Genomic DNA, 19172 nt, shown 5'->3' with positions numbered 1-19172 from the left:
AAAGTCGAGTCAGAAGTTAAAACGAATCCCACTGACATGCATACTTGAGGTTAGTGGGATTATATAGTTTTAAAAAGTTATGAGCTGACACATCTGGCCTGTACGCTATATCTGCATGCAGATATAGCGTATAGAGGGGGTTATGAAAAGCTTCCGTGAAACCAGCTATAAAGTTCAGGACGCGCGGCTACCACCGAACCTTCACGGGCTTCTTCGCCAGAAAATTGCCTGACCTGAATGCCGTTTTCCTGGGCAATCAATTTTCCTGCGGCGATATCGTAATAACTCAACCCGTCCTCAAAAAACGCGTCCAGTCTGCCTGACGCGACATAGGCAAGATCGAGCGCCGCTGAACCCAGTCGCCGGACGCCTGCGCTTTCAGCCATAAGCCGCGCCAGGCCGTTAAACAGCACCGCCCGGTCAATCACCTTTAACTGGCCTGGAACGGGCAGCGAGACTGAGCACAGTGCTTCAGCCGGTGTTTTCGCCGTCAAACCGGGAAGCGGCATACCATCCAGGCGGGCACCGTGACCTCTGATGGCGGTAAAGCACTCTTCCCGAAGCGGATCGTATACAACGCCCAGTATTTCCCCCTCGTCATCGCAGAGCGCAATGCTGACCGCAAAGTAAGGGATACCCCAGATAAAATTGCTGGTGCCATCCAGCGGGTCGACGACCCAGTATTGCGAATGGTGGCCGCGGGTAAACCCCGTTTCTTCTCCCAGGAAACCAAAACCCGGCGCGTCTTCGTTAAGACGCGAAAAGATGATGCTTTCTGCAGCCAGATCGGCGGCAGAAGCATAATCTGCGGTGCCTTTCTTACTGATGTCGGTGTCTTCCAGACTGCCAAAGCGCTTAACCAGCTCAGCACCGCCTGCCCGGGCTGCGCGTTTCGCCGCCAGAAGAAGGCGAGGTCTGTCGAGGTCATTTTTTGTCATGCCTCCTCCTTCATAAAACGTGGGTTGCCAAACGTAATGCCAACTCGCTTGCCGCGCGGCAGAGGGGCGCTGGCTTCAGCTGAGAGGCTGTGCAGGGGGCTGAATGACAAGGTGTGAACCCATGCGCGGCCAATATAACGTACATCCGTGACGGTCACGTCGCAGGCGCCAGTGCCCGGCTCACAAAAGTGAACGCTTTCGGGACGCACGAAAAAGGTTGCTCGTCCTCTGCGTGACGGATCGATGATGTTTAAAAAAGGACCGTCATCCGGTCTGAAGCCCTGGTCTTCCAGTACGCCGTCGATAAAGTTGGCCTGACCGACAAAGTCTGCCACAAAGCGCGTTTCGGGACGGGAATAGACCGCTTCCGGGCAGGCGAGCTGATCGACTTTTCCTCCCTTCATCACGGCAATGCGGTCAGACAGCGCCAACGCCTCTTCCTGATCGTGTGTGACATAAATAGCGGTCACACCGATGCGCTGCTGTAATTCACGCAGTTCCTGCCTTAACGAGACGCGGAGTTTTGCGTCAAGGTTGGACATCGGCTCATCCAGTAACAACAGTGGCGGATCGATAACAAGTGCGCGGGCCATTGCGATGCGCTGCTGCATGCCGCCGCTCATTTCAGCCGGATAGCGGTCTTCCACATGGCGAAGCTGCACCTGAGCCAGTGCAAGGCGAACCCGTTTTTGAATGTCTTCTCTACTGATTTTCCGTAACTTAAGTCCGTAAGCCACGTTATCGAAGATGGTTTTATTGGGCCACAGCGCGTAGTTCTGGAAGACAAAACCGATATTTCTGTCCCAGGGGGCGCGTGTTGACACGTCGACGCCGTCAAATAAGATGTGGCCGCTGTTAATCGCATGAAAGCCTGCCACTGAACGAAGTAAGGTCGTTTTACCGCAGCCTGACGGGCCCAGCAACGTAAAGAACTCACCCGGTCGGATCGTCATTGAGACATCATCCAGAACAAGATGCGTGCTGTAGCGTTTTGACACAGACTGGATAGTCACCTCACAGCCTCGCCGCGATGCTGCGTCGTGATGAATGTCAGACATAATTGTTCCTCTCCGACTGCCCGTAGCGGACAACGGCATAAAGTGGCACATAGATAATCAGCATCAGCAAAATCGTCTGGGCTGCCGAAATGCCAAAATCGGCATCGACCAGCGTGTTTTCAAAGATTACGGCCGTCATGGGCTTCCAGGGCGGACGATAGAGGACGATTGTCGAAGACAGTTCAGTGACGATATGTAAAAAAGTCAGCGTCGCACCGGTGAGTGCCCCGGCCAGCATTAGCGGGGCCGTGATGGTCAGAAAAACTCGAGCGGGTCTGGCACCTAAGCTGATGGCGGCTTCGTCGAGAGCAGGATGAACCTGGCGGAGTGCGGCTTCAGACGCTTTAACGGTAAAGGGCAGGTTTCGCACGACGTAAGCCAGCGCCAGAATAAACCACGTCCCGGTGAGCTGCAGAGGTGCCTGATTGAAAATCAGGATCAGCCCGATGCCCAGCACGGTTCCGGGAATAACATAAGGCAACATGACAAGACCGCTAAGCGAAGGCGCAAGGAATGTGTAGCGTTTACGCACCAGAACGTAAGCCACGCCCAGTCCCCCGGCAAAGGCAACCAGCGTGCCTGAAAGACCTAATGACAGCGTCACCCACGCGGGCATCAAGCCGTTTTGCCACATGGTTACATAGTTAGCCAGCGTGGGCGTCAGCGTTGGCAGGCCCACACGCCATTTAACAAAGCTGGTAACCAGCACAGTGATGTGCGGGACAAAGGCCAGCAGCAGAACACAGCCGCTCAGGATAAGGGTCAGGCAGTGACCTGCACGGGAGAGTTCGCGTTGTTCGGGACGCCGTGATGAAACGGCAGCATAGCCACGTCGCGAAAGATAGAGCTGCTGCATCATGAGAAAAAGGCTGGAAATCGCGACCAGAACCACTGAACCCGTGGCCGCCAGTGCAGGGTTTCTTCCCGCTTCACTCAGAAACGCGTTATAGATCAGTACAGGTAAGACATTCAAATCAAGACCAATGATGCGCGGTGTGCCGAAGTCTGACAGGGCCGCCATCATGGCCAGATAGAGCCCTGTCACGATTCCCGGCATGGCTAACGGAATCTCCACTGTCAGTCGGGCACGTAAGGGGGATGCGCCCAGAGACTCAGCTGCCTCAATATGGGACGCATCCAGTTGCCGAAAGGCGCTGTAACTGAGCAGAAAAATAACCGGAAAAACCAGCCAGGTGATGACCCAAATGACCCCATAAATGCCCACAATTGACGTCTGCAAGTCCAGCAACGTCGTCACAATCCCGTTGCGTCCCAGCAGAAGCCGCCAGGCATAGGCACCAAGGAAAGGGGGAGAAACCGATGCCATTGTCACCATGAAAACAAGCGCGTTGGCGCCTGCAATTCTGAAGCGCGCGATCATATAGGCCAGCGAAACGCCAATTAACGCGGCGAGTGTCGTGGCAAAAAAGGAAATCATCAGGCTGTTCAGGGTAGCGTGCAGCGTTTCACTGGTGGCAATAAAGGCAAAATAATGGCTGAGCGTATAGGTCAGCGTCGGATTTTCTGCTGTGATAAACGCATTCGTCGCGTGCTCAAGAATGACTGTTCCGTCTGGCTGCAAGGTAGCCGTTAGCGATTTTGCCGCTGTTCGACTGAAAAGGCTTCGCGGCGCTTGCTGAGTCAGGAGTAAAGTGTCGCTGCCCACGCCTAAATGCATTTCTCCGCGGCTTGCAGAGGTAACGCTGAGCGGCAATGTACTGTGAATCACTATTTTATTTGTGCCCGAGGCGACAAAACGCAGTGGTTCATCGCCACGTTTTGTCACCGTCACGCCATCCTTATCCGTTTTCAGCGTATAGTCGCGAGTCATTTCCGGAACGGCGTCAAGCCCTCCAGCCCGACTTACAAGGGTAAATTTGCCACTGTCGCTCAGCAATGATGCGCTGAGCAGGCGAGCCTGAGGCCAGAGGATGGTTATTCCACAGAACAGCAGCATAAGGACGGTGAACCAGCGCCATGAATCACGAAGCCCTTTCATTTTGGTAACGCCGCCTGAAAACGTGCAACGACAACCTGTTTAGGGTCCTGTGGCGAGATAATATTGAGCGTGCTCAGATCGGGAAGCGCAGCGGGAGGCGCGACATCTGAGCGGGCTGAACGACGTATCGTGAGATCCCTGACTTTTTCATGCGTGTCTTTCTGTCCGAGAAAGTCGATAAACAGTTTGGCCTGCTTGGGATGAGGAGCGCCCTGAACGACAGCCTGTGCATCAATCTGACCGGTCACCGCATCAGTGGGATAAACAATGCTGACGGGCAGTCCGTTGGCTTTCCATTTAGCGCCCAAATCTTCGTTTATCCAGCCTGCCGCGGCTTCGCCATCACGGACGGCGTTGAAGGCATCATCGGAGCCTGCTGCGATCCGTGCACCTTTGACCAGATTGCTGATAAACGGCCATCCAAACTGTCCGGCAAGCGCCGATATGAGGGTATAACCGGTTCCCGAACGGGCCGGATCGGGAATGATCAATGTCCCCTGTTTTCGCCATTTTCCTGTCACCATATCGGCCTGTGAGGACGGCATTTCCGTTGAAGGAACACGCTTCGTACTCACGATGATGGGTTGCAGAAGAAGGGTAAAAGGATGCCAGATATGACGTGGATCTGCGGTGACCATTGCACTGTCTGTTTTGCTCTCATAAGGCTGGAACAGAGCCGCATTTTCATCGTAAATCTGTGTGGGGCCGCCCCACAGGAGATCGGCAGAAGGGTTGCCTGCTTCGGCGCGCAGCCTTTCGACCACTTCGCCAGTACCGCCTCTGACCAGTGTGATGTTAATTTCCGGATGCACTTTTTTAAACATCTCAAGGACAGGTGATGTCGTCGTTTCACCGTGAGCCGTGTAAATCACCAACTCAGAAGAACTGGCTGTGCCCGTCATTAATAACGCGCTGACGGTCAACGCGACCAGGGAATAAAACACCTTACTCATTGTCGGCACACTCCTGCATTTAAATCCAGTTAATGGTTTAATTAAATTGTGAATGTGGGCAATTAAACGGGGATTTTATGATTTTTTTATGACAAAAATCGATTTTTTTTAAAAATTGAGCGCTGGACGTGATTAGGCTCTCCATTCTATTATCCATTTAATAGATTTAACAAAGGCGAAAGCATTGTGGCATACCCGGGTAATAACCATGCCTTTTCAGGCCGCTATAATCGCAGGCTGGTTTTTGATCTGATCCGTACTGCTGATGTGTTATCGCGATCGGACCTGGTCAACGCAACAGGACTCCAGCCTCAAACGATTACTAACATCACAAAGGATTTGCTTGAGCGTGGACTGATCATTGAGGAAGGGCGCCTGCAACACCGACGCGGTGCCCCGCAAAAGTTGTTGCGGCTTAACCATCGGGCAGGTTGTGCCTTAGGAATACATCTTGATCGGAAGGGGATTACTGCTGTCGCCTGTGACCTTGCCGCAAATGCTTTTGCCAGCCTGCACGCGCCAATGGAGTGGAATAATCCTGAAGCGAGCCTCGACACCATCGCCCACATCATTGCCGATCTGACGCTGAAGTGTGAGGGGATACCTGTGTGGGGAACCGGCATCGCGATGCCGACCCTGCAGGAGGCCGGATACGAGGAGTACGTCGGTGCACCGGGTTGGCAGTCGTGGAGCCAGATTCCCGTCGCCGACAGGCTTGAAGCGCGCTGTGGGATACCGGTTATTGTTGAGAATGATGCGACTGCCGCTGCGATAGCAGAACGCCATGCGGGGGCAGCCAGTGGACTGACGCATTACGTCTATATCTTCGTCGGTCACGGACTGGGTGCCGGAATCATTGTCGACGGTCTGCCTTTTCAGGGGGCGTTTAACAATGCGGGTGAGATTGGGATGATCTGCTGGCCACCTGAGTTAACGAAGTGCCCCCGCGATATTCCCCCTTTTTCATTAGAGGAACTGGCAACCACGTTGAACGTTGACCTGAATGCGGTTGAAAAGCCCGGCTATCTTGAAAAATTGTACGTTCAACGAGACAGTCAGCTGATGTCATGGCTGGAATACAACAGTAAGCGGTTACGTATCCTTATTTCAGTCATTGAAAACATGTTCGATCCGCAGAAAATTTTGATTGGGGGCTATCTTCCTTCAGCACTGTTTTCCTCGCTGGTTGATCGCACCTATCCATTACTTCCTTCTGTCTCTGCCCGAAAAACAAGAGACACGTCGCGGTTAGAAAGTGCGCGCCTTGGCGCTAAGGCCCCTGCAATTGGCGCTGCACTTTTGCCTGTTATTGCGCATGGCAGCCCGCATTTCAGGCAACTTTCACTCATGCGCACCAGAACTCAAACTATAGATCCTGAGGTCTTATTTGATCGGATTGCTGGTAAGGTTAATTAAATTCGTTGCCAGTTGGATACCATGCAAACATCCCTAACCGTGCTTTCTTTTTTTAATTTTTATATCCCTCAAATGAGGTCTGGTTTTGGCACAAAGAGAACTCAATCGCTGGTCAAGGCAGTAAGCAGAGCAAAACCAATAAGAATGTTGCAACTTTCATCCACACGAAGTTTTCAGAGGCGTGTAGTGGCTCAAAATCACTTGGATGAAGACTGCCATTCAGACAAATGCGGACTGGCCAATATGCGCGAAAGTAAATACTCCGGATCAGGCAAGAATGCTATTTAAATCAAGCAAATTTGTTATGATTGATCCAGTCGCATTGGTCTCGTGAAAGGAGCTTCAGAAGATGGCAATGCCGCAACGGCCCAAAATTTATCACATTCTTCATCTCGATAAACTATCTTCAGTGGTTAACGAGGGGCTGCTTTCTGACGAGCAAATTTCTGTTCGAGCTAATGCTGGTACGATGATAGGAATGAGCAGCATTAAGCATCGTCGACTACACGAGTTGACTCTGACAAGCCATCCCGGTTTGCATGTAGGTCAGTGCGTTCCATTTTATTTCTGCCCGCGTTCAGTCATGCTCTATCTGATACACATGCGTAACGATCAGCTTATGTATTCTGGGGGACAAGAACCGATTTTGCATCTTGAATGTGATCTCTATAATGTCACCTCTTGGGCTGATGCAAATCGAAAACGATGGGCTTTTACACTATCTAATGCGGGCTCCCGTTACTTCGAAGATCGCTGTCGGCTGGCTGAACTCGATCAGCTCGACTGGGCAGCTATCCAATCGAACCAGTGGGGAGGCGCTACTGGAAATAAAGAAGCGAAACAGGCAGAGTTTCTTGTAGAGGGAGCCTTTCCATGGAGCCTGGTCGAGCGCATTGGAGTTTGTTCGCAATTGGCCTATCAAAAAATCGCTCATGCTATCCCTGCGGGATGTCATCGACCTCCTATTGAAGTGAAAAGTGAATGGTACTATTGATCAGGAACTCATTATGATTGATTGCAAACGAGGTGATATCTTCCAGGCCGAATCAGAAGCCATCATAAATACCGTCAACTGCGTCGGCGTAATGGGGCGGGGGATCGCGCTGCAGTTTAAGAATGCTTACCCGGAAAATTTCAAAGCCTATAAAGCGGCCTGTAAAGCCAAACAGGTTGTTCCTGGTAAAATGTTTGTATTTGATACAGAACAACTGACTTTTCCAAGGTATATCATTAACTTTCCAACTAAGCGTCACTGGAAAGGGCAGAGTCGCATCGAAGATATAACTTCCGGTCTAGAAGACCTTGTCAGAGTAATACAGCATTACAATATCCGTTCTGTAGCGATACCTCCTCTGGGTAGCGGGCTGGGAGGATTAAACTGGGATGATGTCAAACCCTTGATAATCTCAGCGATGAAGCCGCTTGAACATGTTAATGTCTCTATATATGAGCCTAATGGCGCGCCTTCATCTGATAAAATGGTACATAGAAAAAGCGTTCCAACCATGACGCCGGGTAGAGCAGCTTTAGTTGAGCTTATGCAAAGTTATCTGAATGGAATGCTGGATCCTTCAATTTCTTTACTCGAATTGCATAAGCTGATGTATTTTTTACAGGAGTCAGGTGAGCCATTGCGCCTGAAGTATGAAAAAGCACATTACGGACCCTATGCCACAAACCTTAGCCATGTTCTTAATGCAATTGAAGGACATATGGTCTCTGGTTATCTTGATGGGGGAGATATGCCCAATAAACCCCTAGCCTTAGTTCCAGGGGCTGCGGAAGAGGCTAAAAAACTGCTAGCGTATAGTGATGATACTTTAAGCCGCTTTCAAAAAGTAACTGATCTGGTCGAAGGCTTTGAATCGCCTTTTGGGCTGGAACTGCTCTCAACGGTTCACTGGACTATAAAACACGAGTCCCTTAATTCTGTTGATGAAATTACAGAATATATTCACTCATGGAACAATAGGAAGAAGCAGTTCACGCCTCGTCAAATTACATTAGCCGTTGAAATATTAGATAAGAAAGGCTGGCTGGAATCTGTCAGCGCTTAACCTTACTTTAAAGTGTTCGATAAGAGCAGGGCAGCGACCATTCGGCGACATTCTGTCCTGCTCTCTTTAAATTGACACCGATAACAATGTAGGCAACTTCCGCTTTTGTCACAGAGCTGGTTTACCGACAGACCGATGTCCGCCATGAGCAAGTCTATAGCGCTGCATAATGTCACAAAACCGCCCGCAGGCGGCCTTTAAGTTAAACGGGATGCTCGATCTGTTGGAAGTTGCGTGGCAGCGGGTCTCCGTCCTCGCGGAACTGATCGTTTTGTTTTTTATGCTCTTTCATGTACATCAGCGTTTGTCTGACTTGATATTGCGTCTGGATTTCCATGTTTTTAGCTGCACCGTTGTCAATATCGTTTTTGACCAGCGTGAGCACTTCAATGCCTAAACCTAGCATTTCATTGCTGTCCAGAACGGCACTGCGGAGCAGCTTACTATAATCCTGCAGTTTCTCAATCTCGTCGTCGGTATATGACATAGGTAAATCCTTACGTTTCGGGTTATGCAACTGAGTTGTTCGCTTTAAAGGAGCGTACAAATTGATGATGAATCAAACCCTGTCATACCTTCAAACAGATACGGTTTAGCTGTCCATGGTTGGATATTGAGTAGCATGCCGCTACCCTTGAAGCCCCGTGAGCGCTCACACTCAGGCGATGAATCTATTTAGCTGAGGAACTGCCCGGGCTATGACAATCAATTTGATTAAGAAGAAACTGTTTGAAAAACCGACCTGATTAAATTGCGCAGTGAGAACCTGACTGGACGGCCGGACGGCGCGGGTGCAGAACAGCGCCCCAAAGGGAAGGTGTAACGCGCCGTCCGGCACGAGAGGAAGTATGAAGGCCAGCTGCAACAGAAACAACTTTAAAGAGGAACCCGTTTAAGGCCGCACTTCGGATGTTATGAGCGAAGCTCATAGGGTAATTGGGTGATTAATGCCAAATATTTGAACAGGCGTTTGATTAGTCCGCCGGGCCTTTAATTGCAACAGTATAACTTTATCATGGCTTTAAATGAGATAAGCCATCCCTGAAGATGGCTTATCAAGTGCAAATACAGACGCAGTTTTGTAAAAGTGTTGCCGCGTTAAATGGCACACAACTAAAATATTTTAACCACTTATACAGCGTTTGTACGGAAAACGCTGACAGCATCTCTCAGGCTTGCTGCCCTGTTTGCAAGTTCATCAGCAGATGATGCAGACTCTTCAACCAGTACGGCATTCTGCTGCGTAACCTGATCCATCTGTGTCACAGCAATATTTATCTGAGATATGCCCGCACTCTGTTCTTCAGAAGAAGATGAAATCTCTCTGACTAGTTGCGATGTCTGCTCAATAGCTTCCACGCTTTGCTTAACTTTTTCACCGGCATCCCGGGCCATCGAAATTCCCTGTTCGGCATGCTCAACTGACTGCTCAATCAGTCCTTTAATCTCCTTCGCCGCTCCAGCCGATCGCTGTGCCAGTGCTCTGACTTCAGATGCAACAACAGCAAAGCCCTTGCCGTGCTCACCTGCCCGGGCAGCTTCAACGGCTGCGTTTAAAGCAAGAATATTCGTCTGAAACGCTATCCCGTCAATAACGGAGATGATCTCTTTAATCTGCCCCGCACTGTTGCTTATCTTTTCCATTGAATTCAGCACTGACTCCATCGCCTCACCGCCTCTTAAGGCCGCACTGGTAGCGGAATTGGCCATTTCAGCAGCATGACGGGTGTTATCCGCATTATTGCCGATGATTGACGATAACTGCTCCATACTGGCCGCGGTTTCAGCCAGAGAGGCTGCCTGCTCTTCCGTTCGTGCCGACAGATCACCATTTCCGCGAGCAATTTCTTCAGATGACGTAGCAATAGTGACAGCGTTGCTTTTGATGTTTTCAACCGTAAGTGTAAGTCGCTGACTCATTTGCAGTAATGCCTTGAGCAGTCCGGCAGTTTCATTACGTCCTTTCACCGTAAATGTTGACGTAAGGTCACCACCTGCGACTTCAAGCGCCAGCTTTGATGCTGCACTGATAGGTCTGGTAACGGAGCGAATGATAACCAGAGCGAAAATTACTGCCAACAGGACGATAAAAACAAGAACAGTCAGTAGGGCATATTGTGCATACCGGTGTTCCTTAATCTGTGCATTCAGCATTTCATTCAGCTTATTACCTCCACCAATGGCGTAGTCGCTGAATTTGTTAATAGCGTGCGTAAAGAGCGCTGCATAGTCTTTCGGGTTTTGATTCGTCATGCTCCGGTTAATAAAAATCGCCTCAGCGGTTTTGAGAGCACTGTTTGCCTCCTGAACGGCTGCATCTGCATCTGCACTGAACTTTTGCTTAAGTGTGTTATCAGATGAAAATAGTTTTTCAGAATCCTGAACAAATAAATTCAGGTTATACGAACCATTACTGATTAAAGACTCCATACGGACAGAGTCTGCTTCACTTATGCTTTCATTTCGGGCAAGAAGGGAAGTGCCGAATGCACGTATTTTCCCAAGGCTTTCTGTCAGCTCAGGCAATGATGAAAAATTACTCGTAATTAAACGGTACGTGCTGATATCTGAATCGAGTGAAAGGCCGTAAAAATCCAGCACATCACGGTTCGCGTTCAAAAGTTTGCGGATGAGGAGAGCATGCGAATCAAGACTGGCTGTGAGACTCAGTTGTGAAGAATCGATTCTTTGCTGTAGCTCGCTCCACTGTGTGCGCACATCATTGATTTTACTGATTATGGCAGCGCTGCCTTCTGTCTTGGCCATATCTTTAGTAATAACATCAGTGATGTTTTCAATTTCATCTCTGACCTGAACGCGGGACGGTGTCGCTGGATTTTTAGTTGCAATGGCAAGGGCGGTTTCTGCACGATGGCGCTGTATCAAATTGAGTAGGGCTAAAATCTTATTTTCTACAGGTACACCTGTTACCTCCCTTTGCTTGTCCTGAATGTATTTATTACCTTCGGAAACGAAAAGCATGGTAGGAACTGAGAACAGAACAAGGGAAAACAGGCCCAGAATGGCAAATTTGGCGGTAAGGCTTATATTGTTAAGAATCTTATTCATTTATAATTCCTGGTGAATTAATTCGTTATAGTGACAATTACAAAAGATACATTTGTAAAGCACCTTAACCTTTTTTATCGGTTATTCATTCATTAACTTTATACCGCATTGTTGATTTACTGCTTTACGGAATAAACTTTTAGTAACGTTAAACAAAGTACTTAAGCTAAATAGTCATTATTTCACGGGATGAAATTCTGGACGCATCACCATCAGCCTTTGCTGAATTTTCGTCTGATGAGCTTCACTAAGGCTTCGGGTAAGGGGTCTGAACAAGATATGGGGCGCACACTGTGTTATTAGCATATCGCTGAAAGCCCTTTCGAAGAGATCGCTCACTTCTGGACACACCTCAACAACATCACTGATGGTTGTTTCTCCATCAAGCAGTCTAACAGCACGTGAACGCTATGTAGCCGTAGAGGTCAACTCAGTATTGTTGAGGCTTCGCCAGAGGTCAGGGTATTTTTCGTGTGATATGGCTAACTGGCAGTAATGAACTGTCGAGAAGTATCTAAGGCTGAAAAGGTTATTGAGGGGCTCATTCCCTGACTGACAGCAATGCCGAAGAATTGTCCATAACGTCGTATATGGGCACCGGTAGGAACGGCGGGCAGAATTACCTGACGTGGTTTAACGGGTTCACGCACAGCAATTCGGGCAAGTCGCAGAAGAAAAGCAATTCCAGCGATCTGAAGCGATGTTGGCACATCCATCTCAACCATCATCCACTGAGGCGAAATTTTGAGTTCGCCTACTTCATTTACATCAACCTCAAGCTCGACGGGGCATACAAGTTTTATACATAAAGCAATCCGCTGCATTGCCTGCATGAAGTTGTCGCTACACAGTGCTGCGACCAAAGCGGGGTTGAACGATTTGGCTGTTAAGTTTTCAATGACTCTTAAGGGAAACATAGCATCACCAGATTCAGTTTCCATCGCGCGCCATAAGCGGAAACAGTCCTCAGGAGAAAGCGCCAGCCTTTTACTAAAAAAGTCCTCTGGAAGTGCTGCGCGACGCAAAACATTTTCAGGCCGAAGATTCAAATTTATGACCAAAGTCTGCCATACATTACTCACTGGGAAGGTTGTATTTCGAACCATAATCACTCCGTATATGAGCCGGGCATACAGGTAAACAGCTGCGCCAACAGGCTAGATGTAATGTCATAGTTCACTCTTGTAAAAGACATTTTACTCTACCTTCTTCAAAAGGATTTTCTCATGAAAGCGAAGCGGTAGTAAGTGATCAGGGCTAAATCAATTAGCTTTTTTACGTTAATAATGGACTTTACTGACGTTGCGGATGTACTTGTTGGCTAAGGCATTACTTTCTAATCTCAGAGCCTTCGCCGTAGCGAGTTGCAGCGTAAGGAGCTAAAAGGGAAGGATTAAACATATGGAGTTTATGTGACCTGCTCCCCGTTGATTAATACACCGCGATGTTAGTAATGTCTTCATAAGCCACATGAGGACATCCCCATGAAGAAGCGTTTTTCCGACGAACAGATCATCAGTATTCTCCGCAAGGCTGAAGCCGGCGTTTCTGCCCGGGAACTCTGCCGTAAGCACGCCATTTCCGACGCCACGTTTTATACCTGGCGTAAGAAGTATGGCGGCATGGAGGTGCCTGAGGTTAAGCGCCTGAAGTCACTTGAGGAAGAGAACGCCAGACTCAGGAAGCTGCTCGCCGAGGCCATGCTGGATAAGGAGGCGCTTCAGGTAGCTCTTGGGCGAAAGTACTGACGACAGACCAGAAGCGCGAAGTCGTGGTGTTGATGTGTGATGCGACCGGTCTGTCGCAACGTCGTGCCTGCAGACTCACAGGTTTGTCCCTGTCGACCTGCCGCTATGACGCTCAGCGTCCGGCGGCTGATGCCCATTTATCAGGGCGCATTACTGAACTGGCACTGGAGCGCAGGCGTTTTGGCTACCGCCGCATATGGCAGTTGCTGCGCCGTGAAGGGCTTCTGGTTAATCACAAGCGCGTGTACGGCCTTTATCATCTGAACGGGCTGGGCGTTAAACGCAGACGTCGTCGTAAAGGGCTGGCAACAGAGCGTCTGCCACTGCTCCGCCCGGTGGCGCCCAACATGACCTGGTCGATGGATTTCGTCATGGATGCGCTGGCTACTGGTCGCAGGATCAAGTGCCTTACCTGCGTCGATGACTTCACAAAGGAATGCCTGACGGTCACTGTTGCCTTCGGGATTTCAGGCGTGCAGGTCACGCGTATTCTGGACAGCATTGCGCTGTTTCGTGGATATCCTGCGACGATAAGAACCGATCAGGGCCCGGAGTTTACCTGCCGTGCGCTCGATCAGTGGGCCTTTGAGCGTAGAGTGGTGCTGCGACTTATCCAGCCCGGCAAGCCGACACAGAACGGATTTATTGAGAGTTTTAACGGACGCTTTCGCGATGAATGCCTGAATGAGCACTGGTTCAGCGACGTCAGTCATGCCAGGAAAACCATCAGCGAATGGCGTCAGGATTATAACGAATGTCGTCCGCACTCCACGCTGAATTATCAGACGCCGTCTGAATTTGCAGCGAGCTGGAGAAAGAGTAATTCTGATAGTGAAGGATCCGACATTACTAACTGAGTTTTGTATTTAATCCTGGGGGCAGATCAATTGACCTGTTTATGAAAAAAATTGTTTTGGGTACCTGCTTCACTTCTACTTAATACTCCTATGTCGGCAGCGACCTTTTATGGAAATCAGTGGGAAGCCGACGGATCTTTAGGTTGGAAAAATGTCTACTGTGGATGCTGTTATAGAAATTATCAAACTCTCCAGCCAAGGATTAAGTCCTTATTACAGACACCTTTTGAAGTCTTAATAAACAAGTTGTATTGCATCTCGGTTAAAAGATGTGAAAAAATCAATCATATTGAAAGAGTAATGTGCAAGAGCCATTAAAGAGAGGGAGGGCAGAGTAATATAATTTTTATGGCCCGTATCATCTGCCAGCTGAGTTTCCCCAGTGGTAGAGGCCGTTGCATAAATATTGGTGCGTTAAAGGCTGGAACGGTAAGCCTAACAGCAGCAATGAGTTTTGATAAGGTGGTGTAAAACGCCAAAGTATGTCATTCAGGCTTCACTCAGCGCAACTGCGTTTGATGAAGCAGCCAGACGGTGTGGTTCCGGCCCACCGTATCCTCCCCCTCTCTGCCGGACATTAGGTAACCAGGCGGACAGCTTGATAAGTATAGAAGAGGTGATAATGAATAAAGCCGAGAGTGTAAAGTCTGATAAGGAGGCTTTAGGGAAAAGGTTATTCAGTATTTATATGATGACTTGCCTTCCCTGTGCGTTGTTAGCCACCATTTCTTCAGTATTCATTACCCCCTCATTATTCAGGAAAGGCGATTATCTGACACTGTCACTCTTCGTTATCATTTGGGCGGCCGTAGTCGGGCCTGTGATTTCAGCAGGACTGAGCAAATACCGTTGCCGTAAAGCGCTGGATAAAATGGTTGCGCTGCTGCGTTGTCCCAACCTTTTCAATCCACGCACTCATCAGGTGGTGGACACGAGACGAGGCCTGTATTTTGGCGTGGACAATGAGCACGGCACTCTCCTTTACATACGAAGAGTGAGCAAATACACCACCGACGTGGTGGCGCTTACCATGGATGACTGGGTGAAATGTGAGCAGAAAAATGGATGTTTACGTATTCATACATGCGTTTCAGATTTACCCATGCTGTGTGTATACGACCATCCTGCATCAGTTAGACTGATGGCAGAAACACTCAAGGCAATGAGATACAGAAGCTATCCCGAGCTTCTCGGAGAAGCCTGGCCTCACTATGTCAGAGGCCAGAGCCGCATTATTCCTTACGAGCACAACGTCATTGCATCTAACGATATTTAATCCAGGAGCCAGGCCCAGCAGATCGTCGATGATTACTGAATGCCTGATCTTTACTTAACAGAAGAAGTATAAAATTTTGGCAAAAAAACCCGCACAAGGCGGGTTTTTAATTCTCAGCAGAAACTGCCTGCTCAGACCGAAGTCTTCATCGCTATTGTCAGTGCTGCTGATAACGAAAGTGGTTACTGCGGCGTGACATTACCAGCTGCAGGACCTTTGGCGCCATTTTCAATGGTGAAAGAGACCTGCTGTCCTTCATCAAGTGTTTTGAAACTATCGCTCTGGATAGCAGAGAAGTGTACGAATACATCTTTGCTACCGTCGTCAGGCGTAATAAAGCCAAAACCTTTATCTGAGTTAAACCATTTTACTAAACCAGTCATTTTATTAGACATAGATACTTCCTTAATTTATGAGCCACTAAGCGCGGCGAGGATGGCCTGTAGTGAAGATTTACTTATTGGGCACTTAGGAGAAGGCTCTCGAAGAAGGGTATCTTGGGATAACTCTTGAACTGAGGACTGCTTTACTAAAACTGCTTCATAAGGTCTGTGTTCCAAACCGATGCGCTATTAAGACACAGCGATAATGATTTTGCAAACCATTTATTTTTCTAATCAATTGAACGTTCAGAAGGCTGAACGGCTATTCGGTAGTGCACTCCGGCAGGCAAGAGGATAAGCAGGGGAGGTAAAAACATTTATGCATCGCGCGTAAAGGTTTACTTGGCAGAAAAAACCGCCACTAGTGGCGGTCTTATCTTATGGATGTCAGTGTATCGACCCGGAAGGGGGGAAAATGTGCGCAACAGATTTTTTGAGATTGGCACATGACTCAGGATGCTCGGACAAGACGCTTATCGCCTGGAGTGCATTGAGTATTGCCCTACGTTTTTGAGCATCTTTCTCAGTTCTCAGAAAAAACTGCAGACGTGATGCAAGAGATTCGTTACTGACAACTGCGTTTTCTTTGATCAACGATAAAAGGGCTTCACCAGTGACAACATTCGTCACTTTTTCGTTGTCTCCTAACATAGCATTCTCCTCATTACCTGGTTTTAAAGGGTCCGACGACTCGGACTATGCTGCCGCTTCTTGGCGGTAGCTTATGTTGTTTTTTATAGAGTATAGTCTCAGGTCCAGCAAAACATACAAAACAGACTTTTCCGGAAAATTTTGGGGGTTTAATCTTGAGGGTAAATACTTTGGGAAATCCGAGATAGGCTTTTGATGCATCTAAAAGATGGGCGTGTCGTGCATGAGAATTTACTTACAATTTTAAAAGCTGGAAAAGCCATCAACTATTATAATGTGTGGGTGCATAATTTAGGCTGCACATTACTTAATGGAAATCAATAAAAATAATAAAAAGATAAATTAATAGTTTGCCCCTAAATGGTTTGCTGTCTAACTATATCTGTGGGTTTCACTACACTCGAAAAAAAAGACTGATATATAAAAATACCACTAAAAGCTCTATGTATTTAATAAATCATATTGTTGCGGGAAGCTGTATTAATAGCTTTCATTTTGATTTTTTTCGCGCCGAACCAAGGGTGACGCGGAGGACTGAGACACGTGCTGACCAATCTTACTGGTGATGAAGAACGCCGCTTTCGAGCCATCGAAACATTGCGCAGGCCTGACGAAAGCCGGGATGATGTACTGCAAAAGTTCGTGCGACTTGCCAGTCAGGCTCTCGGTATTCCGGGTAGTTTTATTTCCGTGCTGGATGATGAGAGACAGTACGTCAGAGCAGCACGAAATTTCGATCTCAAGGAATCATCGCGCGCTGACTCCCTGTGTAGGCATGTTGTAGATAATGATAAAATAATGGTGGTTCCAGATACTCTGCATGATGAACGGTTCCGAACCCATCCATTGATAACCGGCGCGCCATATATCCGTTTCTATGCCGGCACGCCGTTAAAGAATAGCGAAGGCGTCATTCTGGGCACGCTCTGTGTAACCGATAAAACCCCTCATGATTTTGGTAATGATAAAGTTGCCACACTTAAACTTTTAGCTGCACTGATTATGTCTTTCTTAGAGGCATGGCACTCTACAAGCTTTATCGATCCCGTGACATCTCTGCCAAACCGCCAGCGCCTCATGCGTGACCTTCAGTACCTGAAAGCAGCAGGTGATAAAACGCCAAGGCGGCTGATACTGATTGACTGTATCGATGTTTCACATGCTTACGAGCTGGCGCGTTCAATGGGAATAGGGCCGGTGGAAAACCTGCTTAAAGACGTAGCTACGCTCATGCCGCTTCGCCTGAGGCCAGCACCAAACGATACGATTTATACTGTGGTCACAGGAAGGTTTGCTCTTCTTACACGTGCTGACAGCAAAATCAATTCATCATGGGTGGTGGACAGGCTTCAGGGCATTCATGCTGATATGGGTGATGGTCTTAGTGTCGCTCTGACCACTCGCGCTGGTGAAGTTGACTTCTCTGCAGACGAGCTGCCCTCACAAGAGGTGCTTCGCCGTTCTGTAAGCGCGCTTCATGAAGCCGTTGGAAATAAGATTGCCTGGGAGCGTTTCAGTGAAGCATCAGACGTTCGTCGCATACGCGATTTTAACCTGCTTAACGATCTGGCCTTGTCTTTGAGCAATAACACTGGTCTTTATCTGGTTTACCAACCTAAAATTTCTCTCCAGAGCGGCATTCCTGTTGGGCTTGAGGCGCTTATACGTTGGCGTCATCCGACGTTCGGCGAGCTTTTACCGGCTGCTTTTATTCCTCTTGCTGAGCAGACGCAGTTACTCAGTGACCTTACTGACTGGGTGGTAGATCGGGTGATTGCACGCCTTGTGCGGCTTCGCAATAACTTTGTCCAGTTGCCTGTCTCGCTGAACGTCAGCGGTCAGGATCTCGCTCGTCCGGATTTTGCCAACATGCTGGCACAGAAAATGACCAGGGCAGTGCTTCAAGCTTCATTGCTGGGGATTGAATGCCTGGAAACCGAGCAAATCATCGAAAACGCTGCTGCGATAAAGACACTTGAAGCGCTCAGATTAAAAGGTTTCAGCATTTCGCTTGATGATTTTGGTGCTGGTCACAGCAATATTAACTACCTACGGCGTATTCCGTTAGATGTTATCAAACTCGACCGTTCATTAATTAGCGGACTCTCATCAGATACAGCATCGCGCATTATTGCTCGCAGCATCATCAGCATGCTTAAGGAATTGAACTATGAAGTGCTGGCTGAAGGGGTGGAAAATGCGGAAACTGTTGAGACTTTAATGAAGTATGGATGCGATCACGCACAGGGCTTCTTTTATTCACGACCTCTTGCCGAACCCGAACTGGACCAGTGGTTGAGCTGGAGGCTACGCGGGCATAGTTGAAACAAAGGTCTTCACTGATAGTTGTTGCTTGGAAGGAACAGACAAAATTGCAGTGGCCTAATTTCTGTTATGACTTTAATTAAATTCCCGTGCTGACTATCAAAATCCAAAGAGATACTGCAGGTAATTACTTGCGACATTTTGCAGTTTAAGCTCTGAGTGAGAGTCAGGAGTTGAGGTAAGAGCGCTCTCATTCTTCAACTACAGTATCGCCTCCGGTTTCGTTGCTACCATCTAAAGTTATGGTCTTTGTTGACGATAAATCTACTGAAAGAAGAAAGGCACCCGAACCTTCATTCTTCATTAGCAAATTCAACTTTGATTGCGGGGCCCCCTGGCCCCTTTTTTTTACCCCGGCCCAGCATCTGTCATTAAATCTTATGATTTTCTAATGTTAAAAGTACCTCTGTATAGTTGAAGGAAATTAAATATTTAACGTAAG

The 19172-nt window shown here is 48.3% G+C and carries 15 protein-coding genes; 6 read left to right on the top strand and 9 right to left on the bottom strand.

The window, feature by feature from the left end; translation table 11 throughout:
- Positions 1-140 precede the first annotated feature (140 nt).
- The 4 genes from C7434_RS18450 to C7434_RS18435 are packed head-to-tail and all read right to left on the bottom strand — an operon-like array spanning position 141 to position 4948.
- The gene (locus C7434_RS18450) at positions 141-938 is read right to left on the bottom strand and encodes an inositol monophosphatase family protein (protein ID WP_133745789.1); all 798 of its coding nucleotides are present in this window, start codon (positions 936-938) and stop codon (positions 141-143) included.
- The gene (locus C7434_RS18445) at positions 935-1996 is read right to left on the bottom strand and encodes an ABC transporter ATP-binding protein (RefSeq protein ID WP_014606777.1); all 1062 of its coding nucleotides are present in this window, start codon (positions 1994-1996) and stop codon (positions 935-937) included. Before C7434_RS18445 ends, C7434_RS18450 begins: the two co-directional genes overlap by 4 nt.
- A complete protein-coding gene (locus C7434_RS18440; protein ID WP_133745788.1) occupies positions 1989-3995 on the bottom strand; it encodes an iron ABC transporter permease in 2007 nt (668 codons plus the stop codon). Before C7434_RS18440 ends, C7434_RS18445 begins: the two co-directional genes overlap by 8 nt.
- A complete protein-coding gene (locus C7434_RS18435; protein ID WP_133745787.1) occupies positions 3992-4948 on the bottom strand; it encodes an extracellular solute-binding protein in 957 nt (318 codons plus the stop codon). The genes C7434_RS18440 and C7434_RS18435 overlap by 4 nt, the downstream gene beginning before the upstream one ends.
- 186 nt (positions 4949-5134) lie before the next feature.
- Here C7434_RS18435 and C7434_RS18430 point away from each other — a divergent pair, with 186 nt between their 5' ends.
- The 3 genes from C7434_RS18430 (at position 5135) to C7434_RS18420 (ending at position 8421) form a co-directional block, all read left to right on the top strand.
- On the top strand, positions 5135-6364 hold the full coding sequence (locus C7434_RS18430; protein WP_133745786.1) for an ROK family transcriptional regulator: 1230 nt from the start codon (positions 5135-5137) through the stop codon (positions 6362-6364).
- A 349-nt stretch (positions 6365-6713) separates the two neighbouring features.
- A complete protein-coding gene (locus C7434_RS18425; protein ID WP_133745785.1) occupies positions 6714-7358 on the top strand; it encodes a DUF4433 domain-containing protein in 645 nt (214 codons plus the stop codon).
- Positions 7359-7371: 13 nt separating this feature from the next.
- Positions 7372-8421, top strand: a complete 1050-nt coding sequence (locus C7434_RS18420) for a macro domain-containing protein (protein WP_133745784.1) — start codon at positions 7372-7374, stop codon at positions 8419-8421.
- 202 nt (positions 8422-8623) lie between these two features.
- On the opposite strand, the gene C7434_RS18415 is transcribed toward C7434_RS18420, so the two are convergent.
- From C7434_RS18415 to C7434_RS18400, 3 genes are all read right to left on the bottom strand, one after another.
- A complete protein-coding gene (locus C7434_RS18415) occupies positions 8624-8908 on the bottom strand; it encodes a hypothetical protein (protein WP_133745783.1) in 285 nt (94 codons plus the stop codon).
- A gap of 644 nt (positions 8909-9552) precedes the next feature.
- Entirely contained in the window at positions 9553-11490 is a 1938-nt protein-coding gene (locus C7434_RS18405) for a methyl-accepting chemotaxis protein (protein ID WP_133745781.1), read from the bottom strand.
- Positions 11491-11972: 482 nt separating this feature from the next.
- Complete coding sequence (locus C7434_RS18400; RefSeq protein ID WP_133745780.1) at positions 11973-12596, bottom strand: AraC family transcriptional regulator ligand-binding domain-containing protein; 624 nt, start codon at positions 12594-12596, stop codon at positions 11973-11975.
- Positions 12597-12974: 378 nt separating this feature from the next.
- On the opposite strand from C7434_RS18400, the gene C7434_RS18390 reads away from it, so the two are divergent.
- Both C7434_RS18390 and excA read left to right on the top strand, forming a co-directional pair.
- Positions 12975-14095, top strand: a protein-coding gene (locus C7434_RS18390; RefSeq protein WP_133745778.1) for an IS3 family transposase whose coding sequence is annotated in 2 segments (ribosomal slippage) — positions 12975-13233 and positions 13233-14095 — 1122 coding nt in all. Because the reading frame shifts where the segments join, the coding sequence is not laid out codon by codon here.
- Positions 14096-14717: 622 nt separating this feature from the next.
- Positions 14718-15371 (top strand): plasmid IncI1-type surface exclusion protein ExcA, encoded by a 654-nt coding sequence (gene excA / locus C7434_RS18385; RefSeq protein WP_133745777.1) that lies wholly within the window; start codon positions 14718-14720, stop codon positions 15369-15371.
- Positions 15372-15553: 182 nt separating this feature from the next.
- On the opposite strand, the gene cspA is transcribed toward excA, so the two are convergent.
- Positions 15554-15766 (bottom strand): RNA chaperone/antiterminator CspA, encoded by a 213-nt coding sequence (cspA, locus tag C7434_RS18380; RefSeq protein ID WP_133745776.1) that lies wholly within the window; start codon positions 15764-15766, stop codon positions 15554-15556.
- A 375-nt stretch (positions 15767-16141) separates the two neighbouring features.
- Positions 16142-16405: a hypothetical protein gene (locus tag C7434_RS18375; protein WP_029569593.1), complete on the bottom strand. Its 264-nt coding sequence runs from the start codon at positions 16403-16405 to the stop codon at positions 16142-16144.
- Between the two features lie 543 nt (positions 16406-16948).
- Here C7434_RS18375 and C7434_RS18370 point away from each other — a divergent pair.
- Complete coding sequence (locus C7434_RS18370) at positions 16949-18730, top strand: GGDEF domain-containing phosphodiesterase (protein ID WP_133745775.1); 1782 nt, start codon at positions 16949-16951, stop codon at positions 18728-18730.
- The last annotated feature ends 442 nt before the right edge of the window (positions 18731-19172 follow it).

The sequence above is a fragment of the Pantoea sp. PNA 14-12 genome (assembly GCF_004364735.1).
In the GTDB taxonomy this organism is placed as follows: Bacteria; Pseudomonadota; Gammaproteobacteria; order Enterobacterales; family Enterobacteriaceae; genus Pantoea; species Pantoea stewartii.
This window is presented reverse-complemented; position numbering and strand designations above follow the sequence as displayed.